Origin of the sequence: Allocatelliglobosispora scoriae, assembly GCF_014204945.1 — a bacterium.
GTDB classification, from domain to species: domain Bacteria; phylum Actinomycetota; class Actinomycetes; order Mycobacteriales; family Micromonosporaceae; genus Allocatelliglobosispora; species Allocatelliglobosispora scoriae.
In genome coordinates, this window is the sequence record NZ_JACHMN010000002.1 from 1,766,738 (window position 1) to 1,785,926 (window position 19,189).

A 19,189-nucleotide genomic window follows, 5' to 3' on the forward strand; every position below is an offset into this window, starting at 1 on the left:
GCCTTACCTCCTGTTGTCGTCGGCGGCGAGCAGCATGGCCGCCTCCTCGTCCGAGAGCTCGCCCAGCTCGGCGAGGAGCAGCTGCTCCACCGCGTCCGCGAGACCAGCGACGGTCGGGTGATCGAAGATCGTGTGGATCGGCACGGCGAGCTCGACGTTCGCCGAGAGCCGGGCGATGACCCGGGTGGCGAGCAGCGAGTGCCCGCCGAGGCCGAAGAAGTCGTCGTGCGCGCCGATCCGGTCCACGCCGAGCACCTCGGCCCAGACCGCCGCCACCAGCTCCTGCGAGGCACCGGCCGGGGCCTGGAAGGGCCGGTCGGCGGCGACGGCGGGCGCGGGCAGCGCGCGGCGGTCGAGCTTGCCGTTGGGCGTCAGCGGCAACGCGTCGAGCGGCATGAGCGCGTCGGGGACCATGTGCGCGGGCAGCCGCCGGGCCAGGTGCTCCCGCACCTGCTCCACGGTGGCCGCGCCCACGAAATAGCCGACCAATCGCAGATCAGAGCTGTCCTTGCGGACCACGACAGCGGCGAGCGCCACGTGCGGGTGGTCGAGCAGAACCGCCTCGACCTCGCCCGGCTCGATCCGGTAGCCGCGGAGTTTGACCTGGTCGTCGAGGCGCCCGAGGAACTCCAGCGTGCCGTCCGGGCGCCAGCGCACCCGGTCGCCGGTGCGGTAGAGCCGCCCCGCCGGGTGGTCGACGAACCGCGCCGAGGTCAGCTCGGGCCGGCGCAGATAGCCGCGCGCCAGGCCCGCGCCGCCGATGCACAACTCGCCGGGTGAGCCGACCGGCACCTCCCGCAGCGCCGCGTCGAGCACGAGCGTGACGGTGTCGGCGATGGGCCGGCCGATCGGCGGCTGCCGCAGCGCGTCGGCGGCGCCGAGCTCGTGCGTGGTCGCGATGATCGTCGCCTCGGTCGGACCGTAGGAGTTGATCAGCCGGACCCGGTCCCCGAAACGCTCCCGCCACGCGGCGACGGCCTGCGCCCGGACCTGATCGGCACCGAGGATGACCAGGCGCAGCGAGGCCGGCCAGGTGACGTGCGGATCGGCGACGAGCTCGTGCCAGTAGGGCGTCGGCAGGTCGAGCACGGTCAGCGCCGCGGCGGCCGGGGTGGTGAGGAAGTCGGTCAGGTGGGCGCTCGCCGTGGGCGGCAGCACCAGCCCGGCCCCGGCCGTCAGCGCCGGGAAGACCTCCTCGACGTGGGTGTCGAAGCTGACCGAGGCGAAGAGCAGCACCCGGTCGGCGGGCGTGATCGCGTAACCCTCCCGCATCCAGGCGACCCGGCTCGCGACGGCCCGGTGCGCCACCTCGACGCCCTTGGGCTGCCCGGTCGACCCGGAGGTGTAGATGACGTAGGCGAGGTCGTCGAGGCTCGGCGGCTCGCCGTGCGGCGCCGGGCCGACGGCGTCGGGCGCGAGCACGGTGACCCCGGGGAGCTCCCGGTCGGAGACGACGAGCCGAGCACCACCGTCGCTGAGCAGATAGGCGATCCGGTCCGCCGGGTAGGCCGGGTCCAGCGGCAGGTAGGCGGCACCGGCCTTCCAGATCGCCAGCAGCGTGACGACGAGCTCCGCCGACCGGTCCAGGCAGACGCCGACGAGCGACTCCGCCCCGGCTCCGGCGACGAGCAGTGCACCGGCGAGCCGGTCGGCCCGGGCGTCGAGCTCCGCGTAGGTGATCGATTCGCCGGCCGTGTGCAGGGCGACCGCCTGCGGTGTCTCGGCGACCTGGGCGACGAACTCGTCGAGGACGGTGCCGTGCGGTGTGCCGCCGACGGGTCCGGTGGTCCAGGCCCGATCGGGCTCGTCGCCGAGGGAGACCGCCGAGAGCGGCAGGTCGGGTGCGGCGCTCCACTCGTCGAGCAGGCGGGCGAAGCGGCGGGCGAACCCGGCCACCGTCTCGGCGTCGAAGAGCTCGGCCGCGTAGACGAACTGCGTGTGCAGCGCCGACGGCTCCCGCCAGGCCTCCAGGGTGAGGTCGCAGCGGGCCTGCGGCAGGAGGTCGGTGAGCATCCGCACGTCGAGCCCGTGGAAGGGGGCCTGCTCGGCGCCCTGGTTCTGCAGGGTGAACATCGCCTGGAAGAGCGGCGTGCGGCTGGTGTCGCGGTCCACCCGCAGCTCGGCCATGAGCCGCTCGAAGGGGATGTCCTGGTAGGAGAAGGCGCGCAGCGCCACCTCACGGGTCCGGGCCAGCAGCTCCCGCAGCGTCGGATCGCCGGACAGGTCGCCGCGCAGCACGACGGTGTTGAGGAAGTAGCCGATCAGCGGCTCCAGCTCGACCCGGTCCCGGCCCGCGACGGGCGAGCCGACACAGACGTCGTCCTGCCCGGCGTGCCGTCCGAGCAGCACCTGATAGGCGGCGAGCAGGCCCATGAAGGGGGTGCAGCCCGACTCGGCGGCGATCCGGGTGAACCGGTCGGCGACCTCGCCCGGCACCCGGTGGGTGACCATGGCGCCCCGACCGCTGCGGACCGGCGGGCGCGGGTGATCGGTCGGCAGGTCCAGCACCGGCGCGTCGGCGAGCTGGTTTCGCCAGTAGGCGGCACCCTGCTCGCCGACGCCGTTGTCACGCTGCCAGGCGGCGAAGTCGGCGTACTGGACGGGCAGGTCGGGCAGGCTCGGCGTGGTGCCGATGACCCGGGCCGAGTAGCCGGTGGCGAGCTCGTCGAGGAAGACGTTCATCGAGACGCCGTCGCTGACGATGTGGTGGGTGACGGCGCAGAGCAGGTGGTCGTCGTCGCCGAGCCGGATCAGCGTCACCCGCAGCAGCGGCGCCGCGGTGAGGTCGAAGGGGCGGCTGGCGAGTTCGGTGGCGAGCGCGCGGCCCGCCTGCTCGTCGGCGGCGTCGGCCCGGTCGATGACGACCCGGGCGTCGGGCCGGACGACCTGGGCCGGCGTGCCGTCGCGGTCGGGGAACTCGGTCCGGATCGCATCGTGCCGGGCCACCACGTCGGCGAGGGCGCCGTCGAGCGCCGCCACGTCGAGCGGGCCGCGCAGCCGGCGGACGATCGGCACGTTGAAGCCGATGTCGGCCGGGTCGTAGCGGTGCAGGAACCACAGCCGTTCCTGGGCCGCGGTGAGCGGCGCTTCGGCCTGGTCGCGGCGGGTGATCGGTGCCTGCGCGGGCGTGTCGGCCCGCTCATCGAGCACCCGGGCGAACCCGGCGACGCTGGACGCGCTGAACATCGCCCGCAGCGGCACCTCGACCCCGGTCAGCGCCGCCAGCCGGGCCAGCGCCCGTGTCGCCAGCAGCGAGTGCCCGCCGAGGCCGAAGAAGTCGTCGTGCGCGCCGATCCGGTCGACCCCGAGCACCTCCGACCAGGCCAGGGCCACCTGGCGCTCGGTCTCGGTGCGCGGCTCCACGTGCTCGCGGGTCGGGCCGCCGGCCTCCGGCACGGGCAGCGCCGCGCGGTCCAGCTTGCCGTTGGCCGTCACCGGCAGCCGGTCCACGGGCACGAAGACCGAGGGCACCATGTACGCCGGGAGCGTCTTGCCCAGCGCCTCGGCGTCTGCCCGGCCCACCACGTAGGCCACGATCCGCTGATCGCCGGGCACGTCCTCGCGCAGCAGCACGACGGCGTCGGTCACCTCGGGCTGCGCCCGCAGGACGGTCTCGATCTCGCCGAGCTCGATCCGCTGCCCCCGCAGTTTCACCTGGTGGTCCAGGCGCCCCAGGTAGACGAGGTTGCCGTCGGCCCGCCACTTCGCGAGGTCGCCGGTGGCGTAGAGGCGGCCGAAGCGGGTCTGCAGGAAGCGCTCGGCGGTGAGCTCCGGCCGCCGGTGGTAGCCCTCGGCGATGCCGACGCCGCCGATGTAGAGCTGGCCCGCCGTGCCGATCGGCACCGGTTCGAGCTGCTCGTCGAGGACGAACAGGCGGATGTTCTGGATCGGCGCGCCGATCGGCACCGGGCCCGGGTCGCCGGGGCGGCACTGCCAGGCGCTGACATCCACGGCCGCCTCGGTCGGGCCGTAGAGGTTGTGCAGCTCGGTCCAGGGCAGCCGGTCGAGCAGGCGCCGGGCCAGGTCGGCCGGGAGCTCCTCACCGGAGCAGATCACCCGCCGCAGCGAGGTGCAGGAGCCGATGCGGCCCGCGCCGAGGAAGGCGGCGAGCATCGACGGGACGAAGTGGAGGGTGGTCACACCCTCGGCGACGATGAGGTCGCGGACGGCGGCCGGGTCCCGGTGCTCCCCCGGCGGCATCAGCACGAGCCGGGCACCGGTGATCAGCGGCCAGAAGAACTCCCAGACCGAGACGTCGAAGCTGGCCGGGGTCTTCTGCAGCACGGTGTCGGCGGCGTCGATCTGGTAGCGCTTCTGCATCCAGTCGAGCCGGTTGACGATGGCCCGGTGCGTGTTGGGCACGCCCTTCGGGCGCCCGGTGGAGCCGGAGGTGTAGATCATGTAGGCGGGGTCGGCCGGTCCGGCCCGCTCGCCCTCGGGGTCGGTCGTCGGCTGGTCCGCCCACTGTGCCGGGTCGTCGAGCCGCAGCACGACCGGGCTCGGCGGTGCGTCGGCGGCCCCGGCGGTGAGCAGGATCGTCGCGCCCGAGTCCTCGACCATGAAGGCCAGCCGCTCCGACGGGTAGTCCGGGTCCAGCGGCACGTAGGCGGCACCGGCCTTCACCACGCCGAGCAGGCCCGCGACGAGTTCGGGCGAGCGGTGGGCGTACACCCCGATGAGAGTGCCGGGAGCGGCGCCGAGCGCGCGGAGGCGGTGGGCGACCCGGTTGGCGCTCGCGTTGAGCTCGGCGTAGCTGAGCGTGCGGCCGTCCAGCACCACGGCCGGGGCGTCCGGCGTCCGGGCGGCCTGGGCCTCGACCAGCGACGCCAGGGTCTCCTCGGCCGGGAAGTCGGCCTCGGTGTCGTTGAACTCCTCGGTGACCTGGCGCCGCTCGACCGCGCCCAGCAGCGGCAGCTCGGAGAGGCGGAGCTCCTCGTCGACCATCGCGGCGACGACGCGCAGATAGCGTCCGCCGAACGCGAGCACGCTCGCCTCGTCGAAGAGCGCGACGTTGTAGTTGATCCGGAGCTGGTCGAGGCTCATCGTGAGCGAGAGGTCCTCGTGCGCACCGCCGTTGGGGGTGTCGCCGGTGCCGGTCTGCGGCAGGTAGTTGAAGCTGAGCTGGTAGAGCGGCGGCACCCCGGTGTCGCGGGGCGGCGCGAGCGCCTCGACGACGTGCTGGAACGGCGCGTCCTGATGGCGCCAGGCATCGACCATCGTGTCGCGGACCCGGTCGGCGAGCTCCTCCAGCGTCGGGTCGCCGCTCGCGTCCACCCGGGCGACGAGGGTGTTGACGAACATGCCGATCAGCGGTTCGAGGTCGGGGTCGCCGCGGCCCGCCACCGGGATGCCGACCACCACATCGGACTGGCCGCTCAGCCGGGCCAGCAGCGCGACATAGGCGGTGAGCAGGACGACGAACGGGGAGGTCTTCCACTGCCGCGCCACCGCGTTGACCTCGTCGTTGATCCCCGCCGCGATCGGCACCAGGGCGATCTCGGTGGCGTAGGAGTCGTCGGCGGGCCGGGGGCGGTCGGTCGGCACTCCGTGCACGAGCGGGAGCCCGGCGAGCGCTTCGCGCCAGTAGTCGAGCTGTGCGGCGATGAGCGCGGTGTCGGCGCGCTGGGCCAGGGTGGCGTCGGCGTACTGCAGACGCAGCTCCGGCAGGACCGCCGGGCGCCGCTCGACGTCGGCGGCGCAGAGTTCGACGAGCTCGAGGTAGATGTTGTTGATCGAGGTGGCGTCGAAGATCGCGTGGTGCGCGGCGAAGAACAGCGTCCACCGGTCGTCGGCGATCCGGAGCAGCCAGGACCGCCACAGTGGAGCGTCGTGCAGCGGCAGCGGCTCGGCGAGGAGCTCGTCCACCAGGACCGAGGCGCGCGCGGTGACCTCGTCGGCGTCGAGACCCCGAAGGTCGGTCTCGCGCAGCGGAGGCAGCGGAGCGACCGCGTGCACGACCTGGACCAGCGTGTCGCCGTCGAGGCGCAGACTGGTGCGCAGCGCCTCGTGCCGCGCGACGATCGCCGCCAACGCCGCCTGCAGCGTCGCCGGAGTCACCCCGGCGGGCGCGCGGAACGGCGGCGCCAGGATGGTGAAGTCGGTCGAACCCGGGTCAAGCAGACTCGCCAGCCAGATCCGCTCCTGACCGAACGACGCGGGGGTCGCCCGCAGAACTGTCGAAACGATTCCGTCCATGGTTGACAACGCCGTCTCCCTGTTGCCCCAGCCAGTGGTTCCGGCGCGCAATCAGGGGAGACCGATCGGTCGACCCGGACAGCGGACGATGGTGATCGTCAATGCCCAGCCCTCATACCCATCGACCACAGAACACGCGGCGGTGCGGCGAGCATAGATCGGCCCACTAGAGGAATCAATCAGCGTCACCCTTACGACAGTCTGAACAGCACTCTATGTTTAGATGCATTTTGGCGATTCGCGTCTACATAGCAGCAAAGCGCGACCCGCCTGACCAGGCGAACCACGCTTTGCTGTGATGTTGCTGAAATATAGAGAACTATTGATTTTCTATATGACGATGCTCACCATTCGGCCCGGCACCACGATTACTTTGCGTGGGTCTGAGCCTACGGGCAGGTATGTCGCGACGGCGTCCAGCGCCGCCGCCCGGACCGACTCCTCGGCGGTGTCGGCCGCGACCTCGATCCGGCCGCGCACCTTCCCGTTGATCTGCACGGGGTAGGTGACCGTCGACTCGACCAGCAGCGCCGGGTCCGCCACCGGGAAGTCGACGTAGGCCAGCGTGCCCTGGTGCCCCAGCACGCCCCACAGCTCCTCGGCGATGTGCGGCGCGAACGGCGCCACCATCAGCGTCAGCGCCTCCGCGACCTCCCGGGGCGTCGAGGACAGGCGGGTCAGGCCGTTGGTCAGCTCGATCAGCTTGGCGATCGCCGTGTTGAAGCGCAGCTCGGCCAGGTCCTCGCGGACCCCCGCGATCGTCTTGTGCAGCAGCCGCCGGGTCGCCTCGTCGGCGGGCTCGTCGACGACCCGCGAGGCGCCGGTCTCCTCGTCCACGACGACGCGCCAGGCGCGCTGCAGGAACCGCTGCGCACCGACGACGGCACGGGTGTCCCAGGGGCGGGACACCTCCAGCGGACCCATCGACATCTCGTAGACCCGGAACGTGTCGGCACCGTACTGCTCGCACATCTCGTCGGGGGTCACCGCGTTCTTCAGCGACTTGCCGATCTTGCCGTACTCCCGGTTGACCTTCTCGCCGTTGTAGGTGAAGACGCCCAGCGGCTCCTCCACCACCTCGGCGGCGGGCACGTAGACCTTGCGGTCGTCGGTGAAGGCGTACGCCTGGATCATGCCCTGGTTGAACAGGCGGTAATAGGGCTCGATCCCGCTGACGTGGCCCAGGTCGAACAGCACCTTGTGCCAGAACCGGGCATACAGCAGGTGCAGCACGGCGTGCTCGGCGCCGCCGACATACAGATCGACGCCACCCGCCTCCTGCCCCGGTCGCGGGCCCACCCAGTAGGCCTCGTTGGCCGGGTCGACGAACGCCTCGGTGTTGGTCGGATCGGTGTAGCGCAGCTGGTACCAGCACGATCCCGCCCACTGCGGCATCGTGTTCGTCTCGCGGGTGTAGGGCTTCGGCCCGTCGCCCAGGTCCAGGGTGACCTCGACCCACTCGCGGGCCCGCGACAGCGGCGTCTCCGGCGAGGAGTTCGCGTCGTCGGGGGCGAAGGTCTTCGGCGAGAAGTCGTCGACCTCCGGCAGCTCCAGCGGCAGCATCGACTCGGGCAGCGCGATCGCCGCGCCGTCGGCGGAGTAGACGATCGGGAACGGCTCGCCCCAGTAGCGCTGGCGGCTGAACAGCCAGTCGCGCAGCCGGTAGGTCACCGCGCCCTGGCCGTGCCCGTTGGCCTCCAGCCACTCGATGATGGCCGCCTTCGCCTCGGCGATGCCCAGCCCGTCCAGCATGCCGCTGTTGATCGCGGGTCCGTCACCGGTGAACGCCTTGCCGGCGAAGTCCGGCGTCGGCTCGACGGTCCGGATGATCGGCAGGTCGAACGCCTCGGCGAAGGCCCAGTCCCGCTCGTCCTGGCCGGGGACGGCCATGATCGCGCCGGTGCCGTAGCCCGCCAGGACGTAGTCCGCGATGAAGATCGGGATCTGCGCCCCGTTGACCGGGTTGGTGGCGTAGGCGCCGGTGAAGACCCCGGTCTTCTCCTTCGTCTCGACCTGGCGCTCCACATCGGACTTGCTGCCCGCGAAGGCCCGGTAGGCGGAGACCGCACCCGCCGGGGTCTCGGCGGCGGCGGTCCAGATGTCCTTGGTGCCCTCCGGCCACGCGGCCGGGACCAGGGCGTCGACCAGCTCGTGCTCCGGCGCCAGCACGATGTAGGTGGCGCCGAAGATGGTGTCGGGCCGGGTGGTGAAGACCCGGATCGGCTCGCCGGGGGTGGCGAAGCTGATGTGCGCACCGGTCGAGCGGCCGATCCAGTTGCGCTGCATCAGCTTGATCGGCTCGGGCCAGTCCAGCGAGTCCAGATCGGCGATCAGCCGGTCGGAGTAGGCCGTGATCCGCATCATCCACTGCTTCAGGTTGCGCTTGAAGACCGGGAAGTTGCCCCGGTCGCTCAGCCCGTCGGCGGTGACCTCCTCGTTGGCCAGCACCGTGCCCAGGCCGGGGCACCAGTTGACCGGCGCCTCGCTGATATAGGCCAGCCGGAACTCGTTGACGACCGCCCGGCGCTCGACCCCGGTCAGCTCCGACCACGCCCGGCCGTCCGGCGTCGCCCGCTCCCCCGACTCGAACTGCGCCTCCAGCTCGGCGATGGGCCTGGCCTTGCCGACCGACGGGTCGAACCACGAGTTGAAGATCTGCAGGAAGATCCACTGGGTCCAGCGGTAGAATTCGACATCTATCGTTGCCACACTACGGCGGTCGTCATGACCCAGACCCAGCATCCGCAGCTGTTCCTTATACCGGGCGATGTTCTGCTCGGTGGTCGTGCGCGGGTGGGTGCCGGTCTGCACGGCGTACTGCTCGGCGGGCAGGCCGTAGGCGTCGAAGCCCATCGTGTGCAGCACGTTGAAGCCGGCCATCCGCTGGAAGCGGGCGAAGACGTCGGTGCCGATGAAGCCCAGCGGGTGCCCGACGTGCAGCCCCGCGCCCGAGGGGTAGGGGAACATGTCCAGCACGAACTGCTTGGGCGCACCGCTGCGCGGGTGCGAGGGGTCGCTGAGCGGTCCCACCGGATTAGGCGCCCGGAATGTGCCGTTAACTGCCCAGTAGTCCTGCCAGCGCTTCTCGATGTCATTCGCCAGCGCGGCGGTGTACCGGAACGGAGGAACGCTCTCGCTCATGCTCGTCACCCTCTATCGAAAGCTTGCGACCTAACCCGGACAACAAAAAACCCCTCGCGCAGGAGGGGTTGCCGTGCTCACGCCATATGTCGCGTCAGCACGGCTCCGTAAGGAGCGCGAAGGTCCGGGTCATGCCCTCCACCATACCGTATCGACCGCGACGCACGCCTGGGCATATCGGGTCGCTATTGCCGGGGGACTGGAGCGTCGGCAAGACTGGCCAAGACCGGCGGATTACCCACTCCGTAATCTACCTGCAACCGTGTGGCGGGCCTATCGCGTCATGTGTTGGCAAGCCGCGCTAACGACGATGAGGGAGGAAGTCCCGTTGACCACGCAACGCACTTGGGACGAGCTCGGCGGTGGGATGCCCACCGAGGAGTTCCGGACCGCGACAGAGGCCATCGTGGCCAACATCGAGCAGGTCATCGAGGGTAAGACCGCGACGGTGAGGCTGGCCCTGGCCGTCCTCCTCGCCGAAGGTCACCTGCTCATCGAGGACGTGCCCGGTGTCGGCAAGACCAAGCTGGCCAAGGCGCTCGCCCGCTCGATCGACTGCTCGGTCCGGCGGATCCAGTTCACGCCCGACCTGCTCCCCAGCGACGTCACCGGCGTCAGCGTCTACAACCAGGAGAACCACGACTTCGAGTTCAAGCCGGGCGCCGTCTTCGCCAACCTGGTGGTCGGCGACGAGATCAACCGCGCCTCGCCGAAGACCCAGTCGGCGCTGCTGGAGTGCATGGAGGAGCGGCAGGTCACCGTCGACGGCGTGACCTACCCGCTGCAGACGCCGTTCATGGTGATCGCGACGCAGAACCCGATCGAGATGGAGGGCACCTACCCCCTGCCCGAGGCTCAGCGGGACCGCTTCACCGCCCGCATCGCGATGGGCTACCCCGACGCCCGGGCCGAGCTCGCCATGCTCGACGTGCACGCTGCCGCCGACCCGCTCGACAACCTGGGCGCGGTCTCCGACGCCGCCACGGTTCGCGGCCTGATCGCGACGGTACGCGGGGTGCACGTCTCCGAGCCGGTCAAGCAGTACGCCATCGCGCTCGTCACGGCGACCCGCGAGTCGCAGGACCTCCGCCTCGGCGCCTCGCCCCGGGCCACCCTGCAACTGCTGCGCACCGCCCGTGCCGTTGCCGCCCTCGACGGCCGCGACTACGTGCTCCCCGACGACCTGCAGGCCCTCGCGGTGCCGGTGCTCGCGCACCGCATCATCCCGACGGCCGACTCGCAGCTTTCGCGGCGTACCACCGATGCGATCGTCGCGGACCTGGTGCACCGCCTGCCGGTGCCGACCGACCGCCGCTCGGGCACGAGCCAGCATTACGACCGGAGGCGCTGACGTGCGAGAGGCCCTGCGCGGGCTCACGACGAGAGGACGGGCGTTCCTCGGCGCGGCGGGTGCCGCCGCGCTCGCCTCGCTCGTCCTGGGCGAACGTGACCTCTTCCGCGTCGCCGTGCTCCTCTTCGCCCTCCCGATGCTCGCAGCGGCCTACGTCGGGCGCTCCCGATACAAGCTCGCCTGCAGCCGCAACCTCGACCCGCACCGGGTCCCGGTCGGATCGACCGCGCGAGTCGTGCTGCGCCTGCAGAACCTCTCCCGGCTGCCCACCGGCACGATGCTGCTGGAGGACCGGCTCCCCTACGCGCTGGGCAGCCGTCCCCGGCTGGTGCTGGAGCGGCTCGGACCGCACCAGTCGTCGAGCGTGGCCTACACGGTGCGCGCGGACGCGCGGGGGCGCTATGACGTCGGACCGCTCTCGATCCGGCTCACCGACCCGTTCGGGCTCTGCGAGCTGACCCGCTCGTTCCCCAGCACCGACAACCTCGTGGTGATCCCGCAGGTCGTGCCGTTGCCGACGGTTCGCCTCGCGGGCGAGTTCGCCGGTTCCGGCGACAGCCGGGCCCGCTCCGTCTCCACCCACGGTGAGGACGACGCCGCGACCCGCGAATACCGCCACGGCGACGACCTGCGCCGGGTGCACTGGCGCTCGACGGCCCGCGTCGGCGAGCTGATGGTCCGCCGCGAGGAGCAGCCCTGGGAGAGCCGCGCCACGGTCGTGCTCGACATGCGCTCCGTCGCGCACCGCGGTGAGGGGCCCGCGGCCAGCTTCGAATGGGCGGTCGCCGCGGCCGCCAGCATCTCCCGGCACCTGCGTGAGGCCGGTTACCGGGTCCGCCTGGTGGCGGGCTCGCAGATCGACATCGACGCCAACGACGCCTCCGGCGACGTGCTGCTGCTCGACCACCTCGCCGAGGTGAAAGCCAGCCCGCGTTTCGACATCGCCACCCTGGTGGAGCAGGTCCGGCGACGCGGCGACGGCGGCCTCGTCATCGCCGTGCTGGGCCAGATCTCCCCCGCCGAGGCGCAGATGCTCGCGGCGGTCCGGGGCAACGGCGCCACCTGCATCGCCTTCCTCCTCGACACCTCCACCTGGCTCAACCTGCCCGCGCAGCACCGCGAGTCGGCGGAGCGCGAGCAGGCGGCCTCCGCCCTCGCGCTGATGCACACGGGCTGGCGGGTCGTCTCGGTCGCGCACGGTGCGCGGCTGGCGACGCTGTGGCCGCAGGCCGGTCGCGGGTCGGCAGGATTCGCCTGGCGGGCCGCGCTCGCCGAGACAGCCATGACCGGAGGCATGCGATGACGACACGGCGGCATCTCGGCTTCGTCGCGGCGGGCGCCACGCTGATGGCGTCCTTCCCGCTCTCCCTCATCTTCGAGCAGTGGACCTGGGCGTTCTTCGCGCTGATCGTCGTCGGCATGGTCGCCGGCGGCGCGCTGATCGCCCGGACGCTGCGGGCACGGCCGCTCTTCCAGGCCGGTGCCATGGTGCTCGGCCTGCTCATCTCGCTCACCTGGCTCTTCCCCAACGGGTCGGCGCTGCTCGGGCTGGTGCCGATGCCGGACACGTTCGTGTACTTCGCCCACCTGCTCACGCAGGCCGGCACCGAGATGCGCGAGAACGCCCCGCCGGTGCACGACCTGGACGGGCTGCTCTTCCTCTGCGTGCTCGGCGTCGGACTGGTCGCGGTCATCACCGACCTCGTCGCGGTCACGCTGCGCCGGCCGGCCCTCGCGGGCCTGCCGATGCTCGCGATCTACTCCGTGCCGGTCGCGGTCTACAGCGAGTCCATCCCGGTGCTGCCGTTCATCGTCGGCGCCGTCGGGTTCCTCTGGCTGCTGGTCAGCGACTCCGTCGATCGCGTACGCCGGTTCGGCCGCCGCTTCACCGGCGAGGGCCGCGATGTCGACGTGTGGGAGCCGTCTCCGCTCGCCTCGGCGGGACGGCGACTGGCGATCGTCGGCGTGGTCACCGCGATCCTGCTGCCGATGGCGATGCCGACCTTCGGCGGCGGCTGGTTCGGCGAGGGCGTGGGCAGCGGTGACGGCGAGGGCGGCGGGCCCGGCCGGGGCGGCGGGCCCGGCTCGGTCAACCTCTTCGCTGAGCTCTCCGGCCGCCTCAACCAGATCGAGGTTCAGGATCTGGCCCGGGTCACCACCAACGACCCGTCTCCCTATTACCTGCGCTTCGGCATCGCCGACGAGCTCACCGACAACGGCTTCAAGACCCGCACGCCGAGCGGCCAGCAGATCGGCGGCGCCAACCTGCCCAACCCGCTCGACCGGGAGCAGCGCCAGGGTGTCGAGCGGCGGCAGTTCCAGGCCAAGGTCGAGATCACCGGCAACTTCAACATGCCGATGCTGCCCGTCTACGCCGAGCCGATCTCGACGAAGCAGATCGATTCGAGCTGGTCCTACGACCCCAACATGGGCATCGTCTTCTCGACGCGGTCCCGGTCGACCAACAAGCGCTACGAGTTCGATTTCGTCCGCTCGACCTACACCGCCGACGCCCTGCGTACGGCGCAGCAGCTCAGCGTCGACAGCTCCATCCGGCGGCAGTTCGCGCACGTGCCGGTGGTCCCCGAGGTCAAGCAGCAGGCCGACAAGCTGGTCACCGCGGACATGACGCAGTACGACAAGGTCCGCGCGATCTTCGACTTCTTCTCCTCGAAGAACGGCTTCCGCTACGACACCACGACGGTCGCGGGCACCTCCGGCAACAAGATGGTGGACTTCCTGAAGGCGCGGGTCGGTTTCTGCGAGCAGTACGCGGCCGCGCTGGCCTGGATGATCCGCTCGGTCAACATCCCGGCGCGGGTGGCGTTCGGCTTCACCCGGGGCAACAACCCCACCCAGAACGGCGTCTACACCCTCACCAACCACAACCTGCACGCCTGGACCGAGGTCTACTTCGACGGCTTCGGCTGGGTCCCGTTCGACGCCACCCCGGCGTCGAACGTCGCGGGTTCGGTGAGCCCGCCGTGGGCCCCCGACGTCAACGCCCCCACCCCGAGCGACGGCCCGACCGACCCGGGCGCTTCGATCGACCCCAACGAGGACCTGCCCGGCGCCGGGCCCCGTCCCGATCGCAACCCCAACGACCTCGACGGCGAGCTGGGCGGCGACGCGGCGGCGAAGGCACCCGTGTGGCCCTGGTATGTCCTGGGCGGCGTGATCCTGCTGCTGCTCTTCCTGATCAGCCCCGCCATCCGGCGTACCCTGCTGCGTCGCCGGCGGTCGGCGGCGGTCGCGGAGCTCGGCGACGCCACGGAGCCGCTGCTCACCCGGGACGGCTCACCGGCCGCACCGGGGGTGGAGATCTTCGTCGGCGGCGACGAGGTGACTCTCGGCAACTACCGGCGACGGGCTCACGCGGCCTGGGACGAGCTGATGGACACGCTCGTCGACTTCCGGGTCGAGGTGGACCGGTCCGACACACCGCGCATGGTGGCGGCGCGCCTCATCGAGGAGCAGGTGCTCGGCGAGACCGCGGCATCGGCGGCGAAGCTGCTGGCCTGGGCGGAGGAGCGGGCCCGCTATGCCCTGACACCGCTCGCACCGGTCGGGCTCTCCGACGCGCTCATCGTCGTCCGCCGGACGCTCTCGGAGAGCGCGACCAGGCAGACCAGGATGGTGGCCTTCCTCGCGCCGCCGTCGGTGGTCGGGCGCTGGCGCACGTCGTTCCTGAACTCCTCGACCGGTGTGATCACCGGCATCGGCCGGTTCCGGGACCTGCTGGTGCGTTACCTGAGCCCGCGAAGGCTCCTGTCCCGCTGATCACACGGCGTACAGCATGGAGAGGAGGGCCGGATCACCGGCCCTCCTCTCCATGTGTGGAGTCTTAACGGCTCTCGGGGCGATCTCGCCATCGCGCTTCGAGCCTTGCGATGAAGCCCCCGCTGCTGCGCTGGCCGGTCTGGCGGCTGGCGGTGCCGTCGACCGCGCGCAGTTCGTTGCCCTGGGCGCGGCGCCTGGATTGGATCGCGAACCCGGAGGCAAGCATCATGATCACAAATCCGGCGACGCCCAGCAGTGTGTTGTCCCGCACCGCGCCGAGGACGACCACCCCCAGGCCGGCGAGCACCACGACACCGGCGACGACCATCCGTCGCCGCGCGTGGAACCGCGGGTCTGTGCTGCGCACGGCTGAGGCGAACTTCGGGTCCTCGGCGAGCGACTTCTCGATCTGCTCGAACAGTCGCTGCTCGTGCTCGGAGAGCGGCACTCTTACTCCTCCCCGGTACGACACTTACACAGCCGGTCGGCTGCTTCTCATTAGTCTACGAGTGTGACAAGCAGTCGGAAAGCGCGAAGCTGTGTTTCCCGCTGCGATGAGTTTCGGCATGGGCACTCCGCGTCAGCATTCGAGCCCGTCCGGCCCGGCTGAAATCACGAAAGACCAGGTCACCGGCTTTCCTCCCGGCCGAGCAGGCTCGCCGGCCGGATGGCCGATCGGCCATAGCGAGCCGACGCGGCATCCACCGCCGCCTCCGCCTCCCGCCAGCCCCGCTCCGGCTCGCCGAGAAAGAGCTGCCGCACCTGGTCATCGGCGTCGCCGAGGCCCTCGACCCGCACCCCGATCAGCCGGATCCGCTCGGTCGTCTGCAGCGCCTCGAAGAGCGACCAGCCCGTCTCGAAGATCTCCCGGGTGACGTCGGTGGGCGCGGGGAGCGTGCGGGAGCGGTTGATCGTGTGGAAGTCCGAGTAGCGCACCTTCACGGCGATCGTGCGCCCCGACTGCCCGGCCTTGCGCAGCCGGGCACCGACCGTGCCGGAGAGCGCGAGCAGGGTCTGCCGGATCTTCACCGGGTCGGTCACGTCGACGGGGAAGGTGACCTCCGCACCGATCGACTTCTCCTCCCGGCGGGTGTCGACCACCCGGGGGTCGCGGCCCCACGCCAGCTCCTGCAGGTGCGCGGCGGCGGCCTGGCCGACGGCCGAACGCAGCAGACCGATGGGAGCCTGCGCGACATCGCCCACGAAACGCAGGCCGAAGCGCCGGAGCTGCTCGGCGGAGCGCTCGCCGACACCCCAGAGCGCCGTGATCGGCAGTGGGTGGAGGAACTCCAGCACCCGCTCCACCGGAATGACCAGCAGACCGTCGGGTTTGGACCGGGTGGAGGCGAGCTTGGCGACGAACTTCGTCGGCGCGACCCCGACCGAGCAGGTGAGCCGCTGCTCGTGCTGGATGCGGCGGCGCAGCTCCACGGCGATGGCGGCGGGTCGGCCGAACAGGCGCTCGGCCCCGGCGACGTCGAGGAACGCCTCGTCCACCGAGAGCGGCTCCACCAGGGGCGTCACGTCGGCGAAGATCGCCATCACCGCCCGCGACGCCTCCTGGTAGGCGGTGAAGTCGGGCGGGAGGACGATCGCCTGCGGGCAGAGCCCTCGGGCCCTCGCCATCGGCATGGCGCTGCGCACCCCGAAGGCCCGGGCCTCGTAACTCGCGGCGGAGACGACGCCGCGCAGCCCCGTGCCGCCGACGATGACCGGCTTGCCGCGCAGCTCAGGACGGGCCCGCACCTCCACCGAGGCGAAGAACGCGTCCATGTCGACGTGCAGGATGTGGCAGCCGGAGTCGTCGCCATCGGGTCCGAATGACCCGGTGTCGCCCCGCTCGGCCTCGCTGCTGCGTCCCACGCCGCCACGGTAACCCCCACCACCGACGTTCCCGTGCCGACCCCGTGTCACGTTTTGCAGCAAAGCGTGGCCATTTCGCTGCGCGAAGCCACGCTTTGCTGCAAAACGTGACGGGGGGGGCAGCGCGCCGCGCGAAACGTGACACGGTGGCAGCGCCGCGCGAAACATGACGGGGTGGCAGCGGGACGCGCGGACGGACCAGCGAGGTCAGCTGGTGATGGTGATCAGGGGGATCGTCATCTCGGCCTCGGTGAGGGCGCCGTGGAACGCGACCAGCCGGGCGATCTCGGCCGGCTCCCGCTCGGTGGCGAGGATCGCCCAGTCGTCGGCGCAGATCACGACGAGATCGCCGATCCGGTCCCGGTGCGCGGCCGGGACCGGCCCGAAGAGTCCCTCGTCGATCGCTTCGTCCCGGGTGAGCACCCAGCCCGCCGCGCCGAGCACCCCGCGCCACGCGTCGGCGACGTCGGCGGTGGCGCCGGGCAGGGTGTGCAGGTAGCGGACCCGGGGCTCGCCCGCCGCCACCCGCAGACCGGCGCGCAGGCGGGGATCGGTGTCGAGGTCGATCCGCCGGTCCGCCGGCACGTCGAGCTGGCCGTGATCGGCCGTGATGACCAGTGCCGTGCCATAGGGCAGGCCCTCGACGAGCGCCGTCACCAGCCGGTCGACCCCGACGGCGGCATCCCACCACCGCATCGACGTGATGCCGTGGCGGTGACCCGCCTGGTCGAGATCTGAGTGGTACCCGTAGACGACGGCCGGTCCCGGTGTCCGCGCGATCGTCGCCAACAATTCGGCCGCGAGGGCGTCGGCGCCGCTCGCGCCCCGATAACCGGAGACGCCGGTGCTGACCCGGGTGAGGCCGCTCGACGCGAACTCGGGGTAGTTGACGATGGCCGTGTTGACCCCCGCCCGCCCGGCGGCGCGGAAGAGCACCTCGACCGGCTGCCACAGCTCCGGCACCGGATCGTCCGGCCAGTGCGTGTGGACGAGGATCCGGTCGGTGCCGGGCACGTTGACGGTGAAGCCCAGGACGCCGTGCTCGCCGGGGCGGGCGCCCGTGCCGAGGCTGACCAGGCTCGTCGGGGTGGTGGACGGGAAGCCGGTCGTCATCGGCCGGGCCGCACCGAGCCCACCGGCGGTGATCGCGTGCAGGGTCGGCGTCCGGATCGGGTCCTCCGGCAGGTTGTGCCAGCCCATGCCGTCGACGAGCAGCACGATGACCTTGTCCATCCCGGCGAGCGTGCCGGTGAGGCCGAGCGGGTCGCGCTGCCCCGCCACACCGAGCGCGGCGAGCACGCTGGGCATCAGGTCGGCGAGGCTACCGTCACCGTACGCCGGGCGGGTCCACATCGACGTCAAGCAGTCTTGCGGGCGAACAGGTGCAGTTGCGTGGCGATGTCGCGATAGGGGGCCAGCCCCGAGACCGCCAATTCGAACCGCAGCAGCCCCTCGGGATCGGCATCGGCGAGCGCGCCGGGGATGAGGTCGGCTATCACGCGTACCCCATGGAGCTTCTCGACGGTGAGCCCGGCGGACCGCAGCAGCTCCGCGGCGCTCTCGGCGTCGTAACGTCGCGGGGTGCCCTCGGCCTGGTCGAGGAGCTGCTCGGCGGCGTCGATCTGGCCGGCGACGGCCTTCGCCAGCACGGCGGCGGCCCGGTTGACGACGACGACACTCGCCGCGCCACCCGGCAGCAGGACCTGTGCGAGCGCCGCCGTGACCTTGGCGGGATCGTCGACGACCTCCAGCACGGTGTGGCAGAGGACCAGGTCGACACTGGCCGGCTCGACGAGCTCGGCGAGCGAGTCGGCGTCGCCCTGCCGTGCGGTGATGAGTCCGGCGACACCCGCCTCGGCGGCCCGGCGCTCGGCGGCGGCGAGCGCGTCCGGGCTCGGATCGATGACCGTGACCGAGTGACCGGCCCGGGCGAGCGGCACGGCGAACCCGCCGGTGCCGCCACCGACATCGACCACCCGCAGCGATCGACCGGTCCGGGCCATCTCCTCCCGGAGCGCCGCCCAGATCACCGCCTGCCGGGGTCCACCCCGAGTCTGTGTCCGCTCCATCCGGCCAGCCTAGATACCGAACCGGTCCGGCGCAGCCCCGGGGCGGTCAGGACCGTCCGGCCCTGCTCGGCAGGACCGTCAGCGCGTCGCCGTAGCGTGCCTGCAACTGGGCGACCTCGGCCGTGGTGAAGTCGCCGGTGAGCTGCACGCTGCAGCTCACCGGGTCGACGTTGACGCCGACGGCCATCTCCTTGGCCCGGGGCAGGAAGTTCTGCTCGGTGAGCTGGGCCTGCAGGCCGCGCAGCTCCCCGCCGGAGTAGCGGCACGGCTGGAGCCGGAACTTCTCGCCCCGCACGAGCGCGGCGACCCGGGCCTGCCAGCTCTCCACGCTGATGGTCGGCGCGAACGCGATGACGAGCGTGCCGTCGCGGTCGGCGCCCACTCCGACGATCGACTCCTGATCGAGCCGGGCGAGCTCCGCGATGGCTCGGGCGCCGGGCGTGCCCTCGCCACCGGCGACCGGCGGCTTGCCCGCGACGACGACCACGACCACGTCACCGGTCTCGGCCCGGCTGCCCGCGACGGGCTCCAGCGCGACCACCGTGCCCGCGTTGGTGATGAGTTCGGGCGCGAAGCGCAGGATCGGTACGAGGAGCTGGGTCTGCAGGGCTGCGTCGGCCTCGTCGTAGCGCATGCCGACGAGGTCGGGCACGAAGCCGCGGACGATCGTCGGACCGGGCAGCGCCTGCAGTGGCTCGGGCGAGCGGGAGCAGCCGACCGTGAACGCGACGGCCAGCACCGCCGTCAGGGCAGCGAACCGGCGCAGCGCGGCGGGGGCTGTCGGCACGCG

10 protein-coding genes are annotated in these 19,189 nt (G+C 71.7%); 3 read left to right on the forward strand and 7 right to left on the reverse strand.

Going from position 1 to position 19,189, the window contains the following annotated elements; all coding sequences use genetic code 11:
- Window positions 1–3: 3 nt before the first annotated feature.
- Together F4553_RS13605 and leuS are read right to left on the reverse strand one after the other, a co-directional pair.
- Window positions 4–6,195, reverse strand: a complete 6,192-nt coding sequence (locus tag F4553_RS13605) for a non-ribosomal peptide synthetase (RefSeq protein WP_184835985.1) — start codon at window positions 6,193–6,195, stop codon at window positions 4–6.
- A 330-nt stretch (window positions 6,196–6,525) separates the two neighbouring features.
- Entirely contained in the window at window positions 6,526–9,336 is a 2,811-nt protein-coding gene (gene leuS, locus F4553_RS13610; RefSeq protein WP_184835987.1) for a leucine--tRNA ligase, read from the reverse strand.
- 367 nt (window positions 9,337–9,703) lie between these two features.
- Here leuS and F4553_RS13615 point away from each other — a divergent pair, with 367 nt between their 5' ends.
- From F4553_RS13615 to F4553_RS13625, 3 genes are read left to right on the forward strand one after another with little or no spacing between them, the layout of a single operon-like run.
- The gene (locus F4553_RS13615; RefSeq protein WP_312875381.1) at window positions 9,704–10,687 is read left to right on the forward strand and encodes an AAA family ATPase; all 984 of its coding nucleotides are present in this window, start codon (window positions 9,704–9,706) and stop codon (window positions 10,685–10,687) included.
- Window position 10,688: 1 nt separating this feature from the next.
- On the forward strand, window positions 10,689–11,990 hold the full coding sequence (locus F4553_RS13620) for a DUF58 domain-containing protein (RefSeq protein WP_184835991.1): 1,302 nt from the start codon (window positions 10,689–10,691) through the stop codon (window positions 11,988–11,990).
- On the forward strand, window positions 11,987–14,467 hold the full coding sequence (locus F4553_RS13625) for a transglutaminase TgpA family protein (protein WP_184835992.1): 2,481 nt from the start codon (window positions 11,987–11,989) through the stop codon (window positions 14,465–14,467). Before F4553_RS13620 ends, F4553_RS13625 begins: the two co-directional genes overlap by 4 nt.
- 64 nt (window positions 14,468–14,531) lie before the next feature.
- Here the strand turns inward: F4553_RS13625 and F4553_RS13630 are convergent, their stop codons facing one another.
- The 5 genes from F4553_RS13630 to F4553_RS13650 all read right to left on the reverse strand — a co-directional run bounded on the left by F4553_RS13630 (window position 14,532) and on the right by F4553_RS13650 (window position 19,186).
- A complete protein-coding gene (locus F4553_RS13630; RefSeq protein ID WP_184835994.1) occupies window positions 14,532–14,915 on the reverse strand; it encodes an SCO2097 family morphological protein in 384 nt (127 codons plus the stop codon).
- A gap of 179 nt (window positions 14,916–15,094) precedes the next feature.
- Complete coding sequence (locus F4553_RS13635; RefSeq protein WP_312875198.1) at window positions 15,095–16,330, reverse strand: DNA polymerase IV; 1,236 nt, start codon at window positions 16,328–16,330, stop codon at window positions 15,095–15,097.
- A gap of 207 nt (window positions 16,331–16,537) precedes the next feature.
- Window positions 16,538–17,683 carry an alkaline phosphatase family protein gene (locus F4553_RS13640; RefSeq protein ID WP_184835998.1) on the reverse strand — a complete coding sequence of 382 codons (1,146 nt, stop codon included), beginning with the start codon at window positions 17,681–17,683 and terminating at the stop codon, window positions 16,538–16,540.
- A 5-nt stretch (window positions 17,684–17,688) separates the two neighbouring features.
- On the reverse strand, window positions 17,689–18,399 hold the full coding sequence (locus F4553_RS13645; RefSeq protein ID WP_184836000.1) for a methyltransferase domain-containing protein: 711 nt from the start codon (window positions 18,397–18,399) through the stop codon (window positions 17,689–17,691).
- Between the two features lie 46 nt (window positions 18,400–18,445).
- On the reverse strand, window positions 18,446–19,186 hold the full coding sequence (locus F4553_RS13650) for a PASTA domain-containing protein (protein WP_184836002.1): 741 nt from the start codon (window positions 19,184–19,186) through the stop codon (window positions 18,446–18,448).
- Window positions 19,187–19,189 lie beyond the last annotated feature (3 nt).

Excerpts from the sequence above, each read along its gene's own strand:
- F4553_RS13605 (WP_184835985.1), bottom strand. The coding sequence starts at position 6,195 with ATGGACGGAATCGTTTCGACAGTTCTGCGGGCGACCCCCGCGTCGTTC.
- leuS (WP_184835987.1), bottom strand. The coding sequence starts at position 9,336 with ATGAGCGAGAGCGTTCCTCCGTTCCGGTACACCGCCGCGCTGGCGAAT.
- F4553_RS13615 (WP_312875381.1), top strand. The coding sequence starts at position 9,704 with ATGCCCACCGAGGAGTTCCGGACCGCGACAGAGGCCATCGTGGCCAAC.
- F4553_RS13625 (WP_184835992.1), top strand. The coding sequence starts at position 11,987 with ATGACGACACGGCGGCATCTCGGCTTCGTCGCGGCGGGCGCCACGCTG.
- F4553_RS13640 (WP_184835998.1), bottom strand. The coding sequence starts at position 17,683 with ATGTGGACCCGCCCGGCGTACGGTGACGGTAGCCTCGCCGACCTGATG.
- F4553_RS13645 (WP_184836000.1), bottom strand. The coding sequence starts at position 18,399 with ATGGAGCGGACACAGACTCGGGGTGGACCCCGGCAGGCGGTGATCTGG.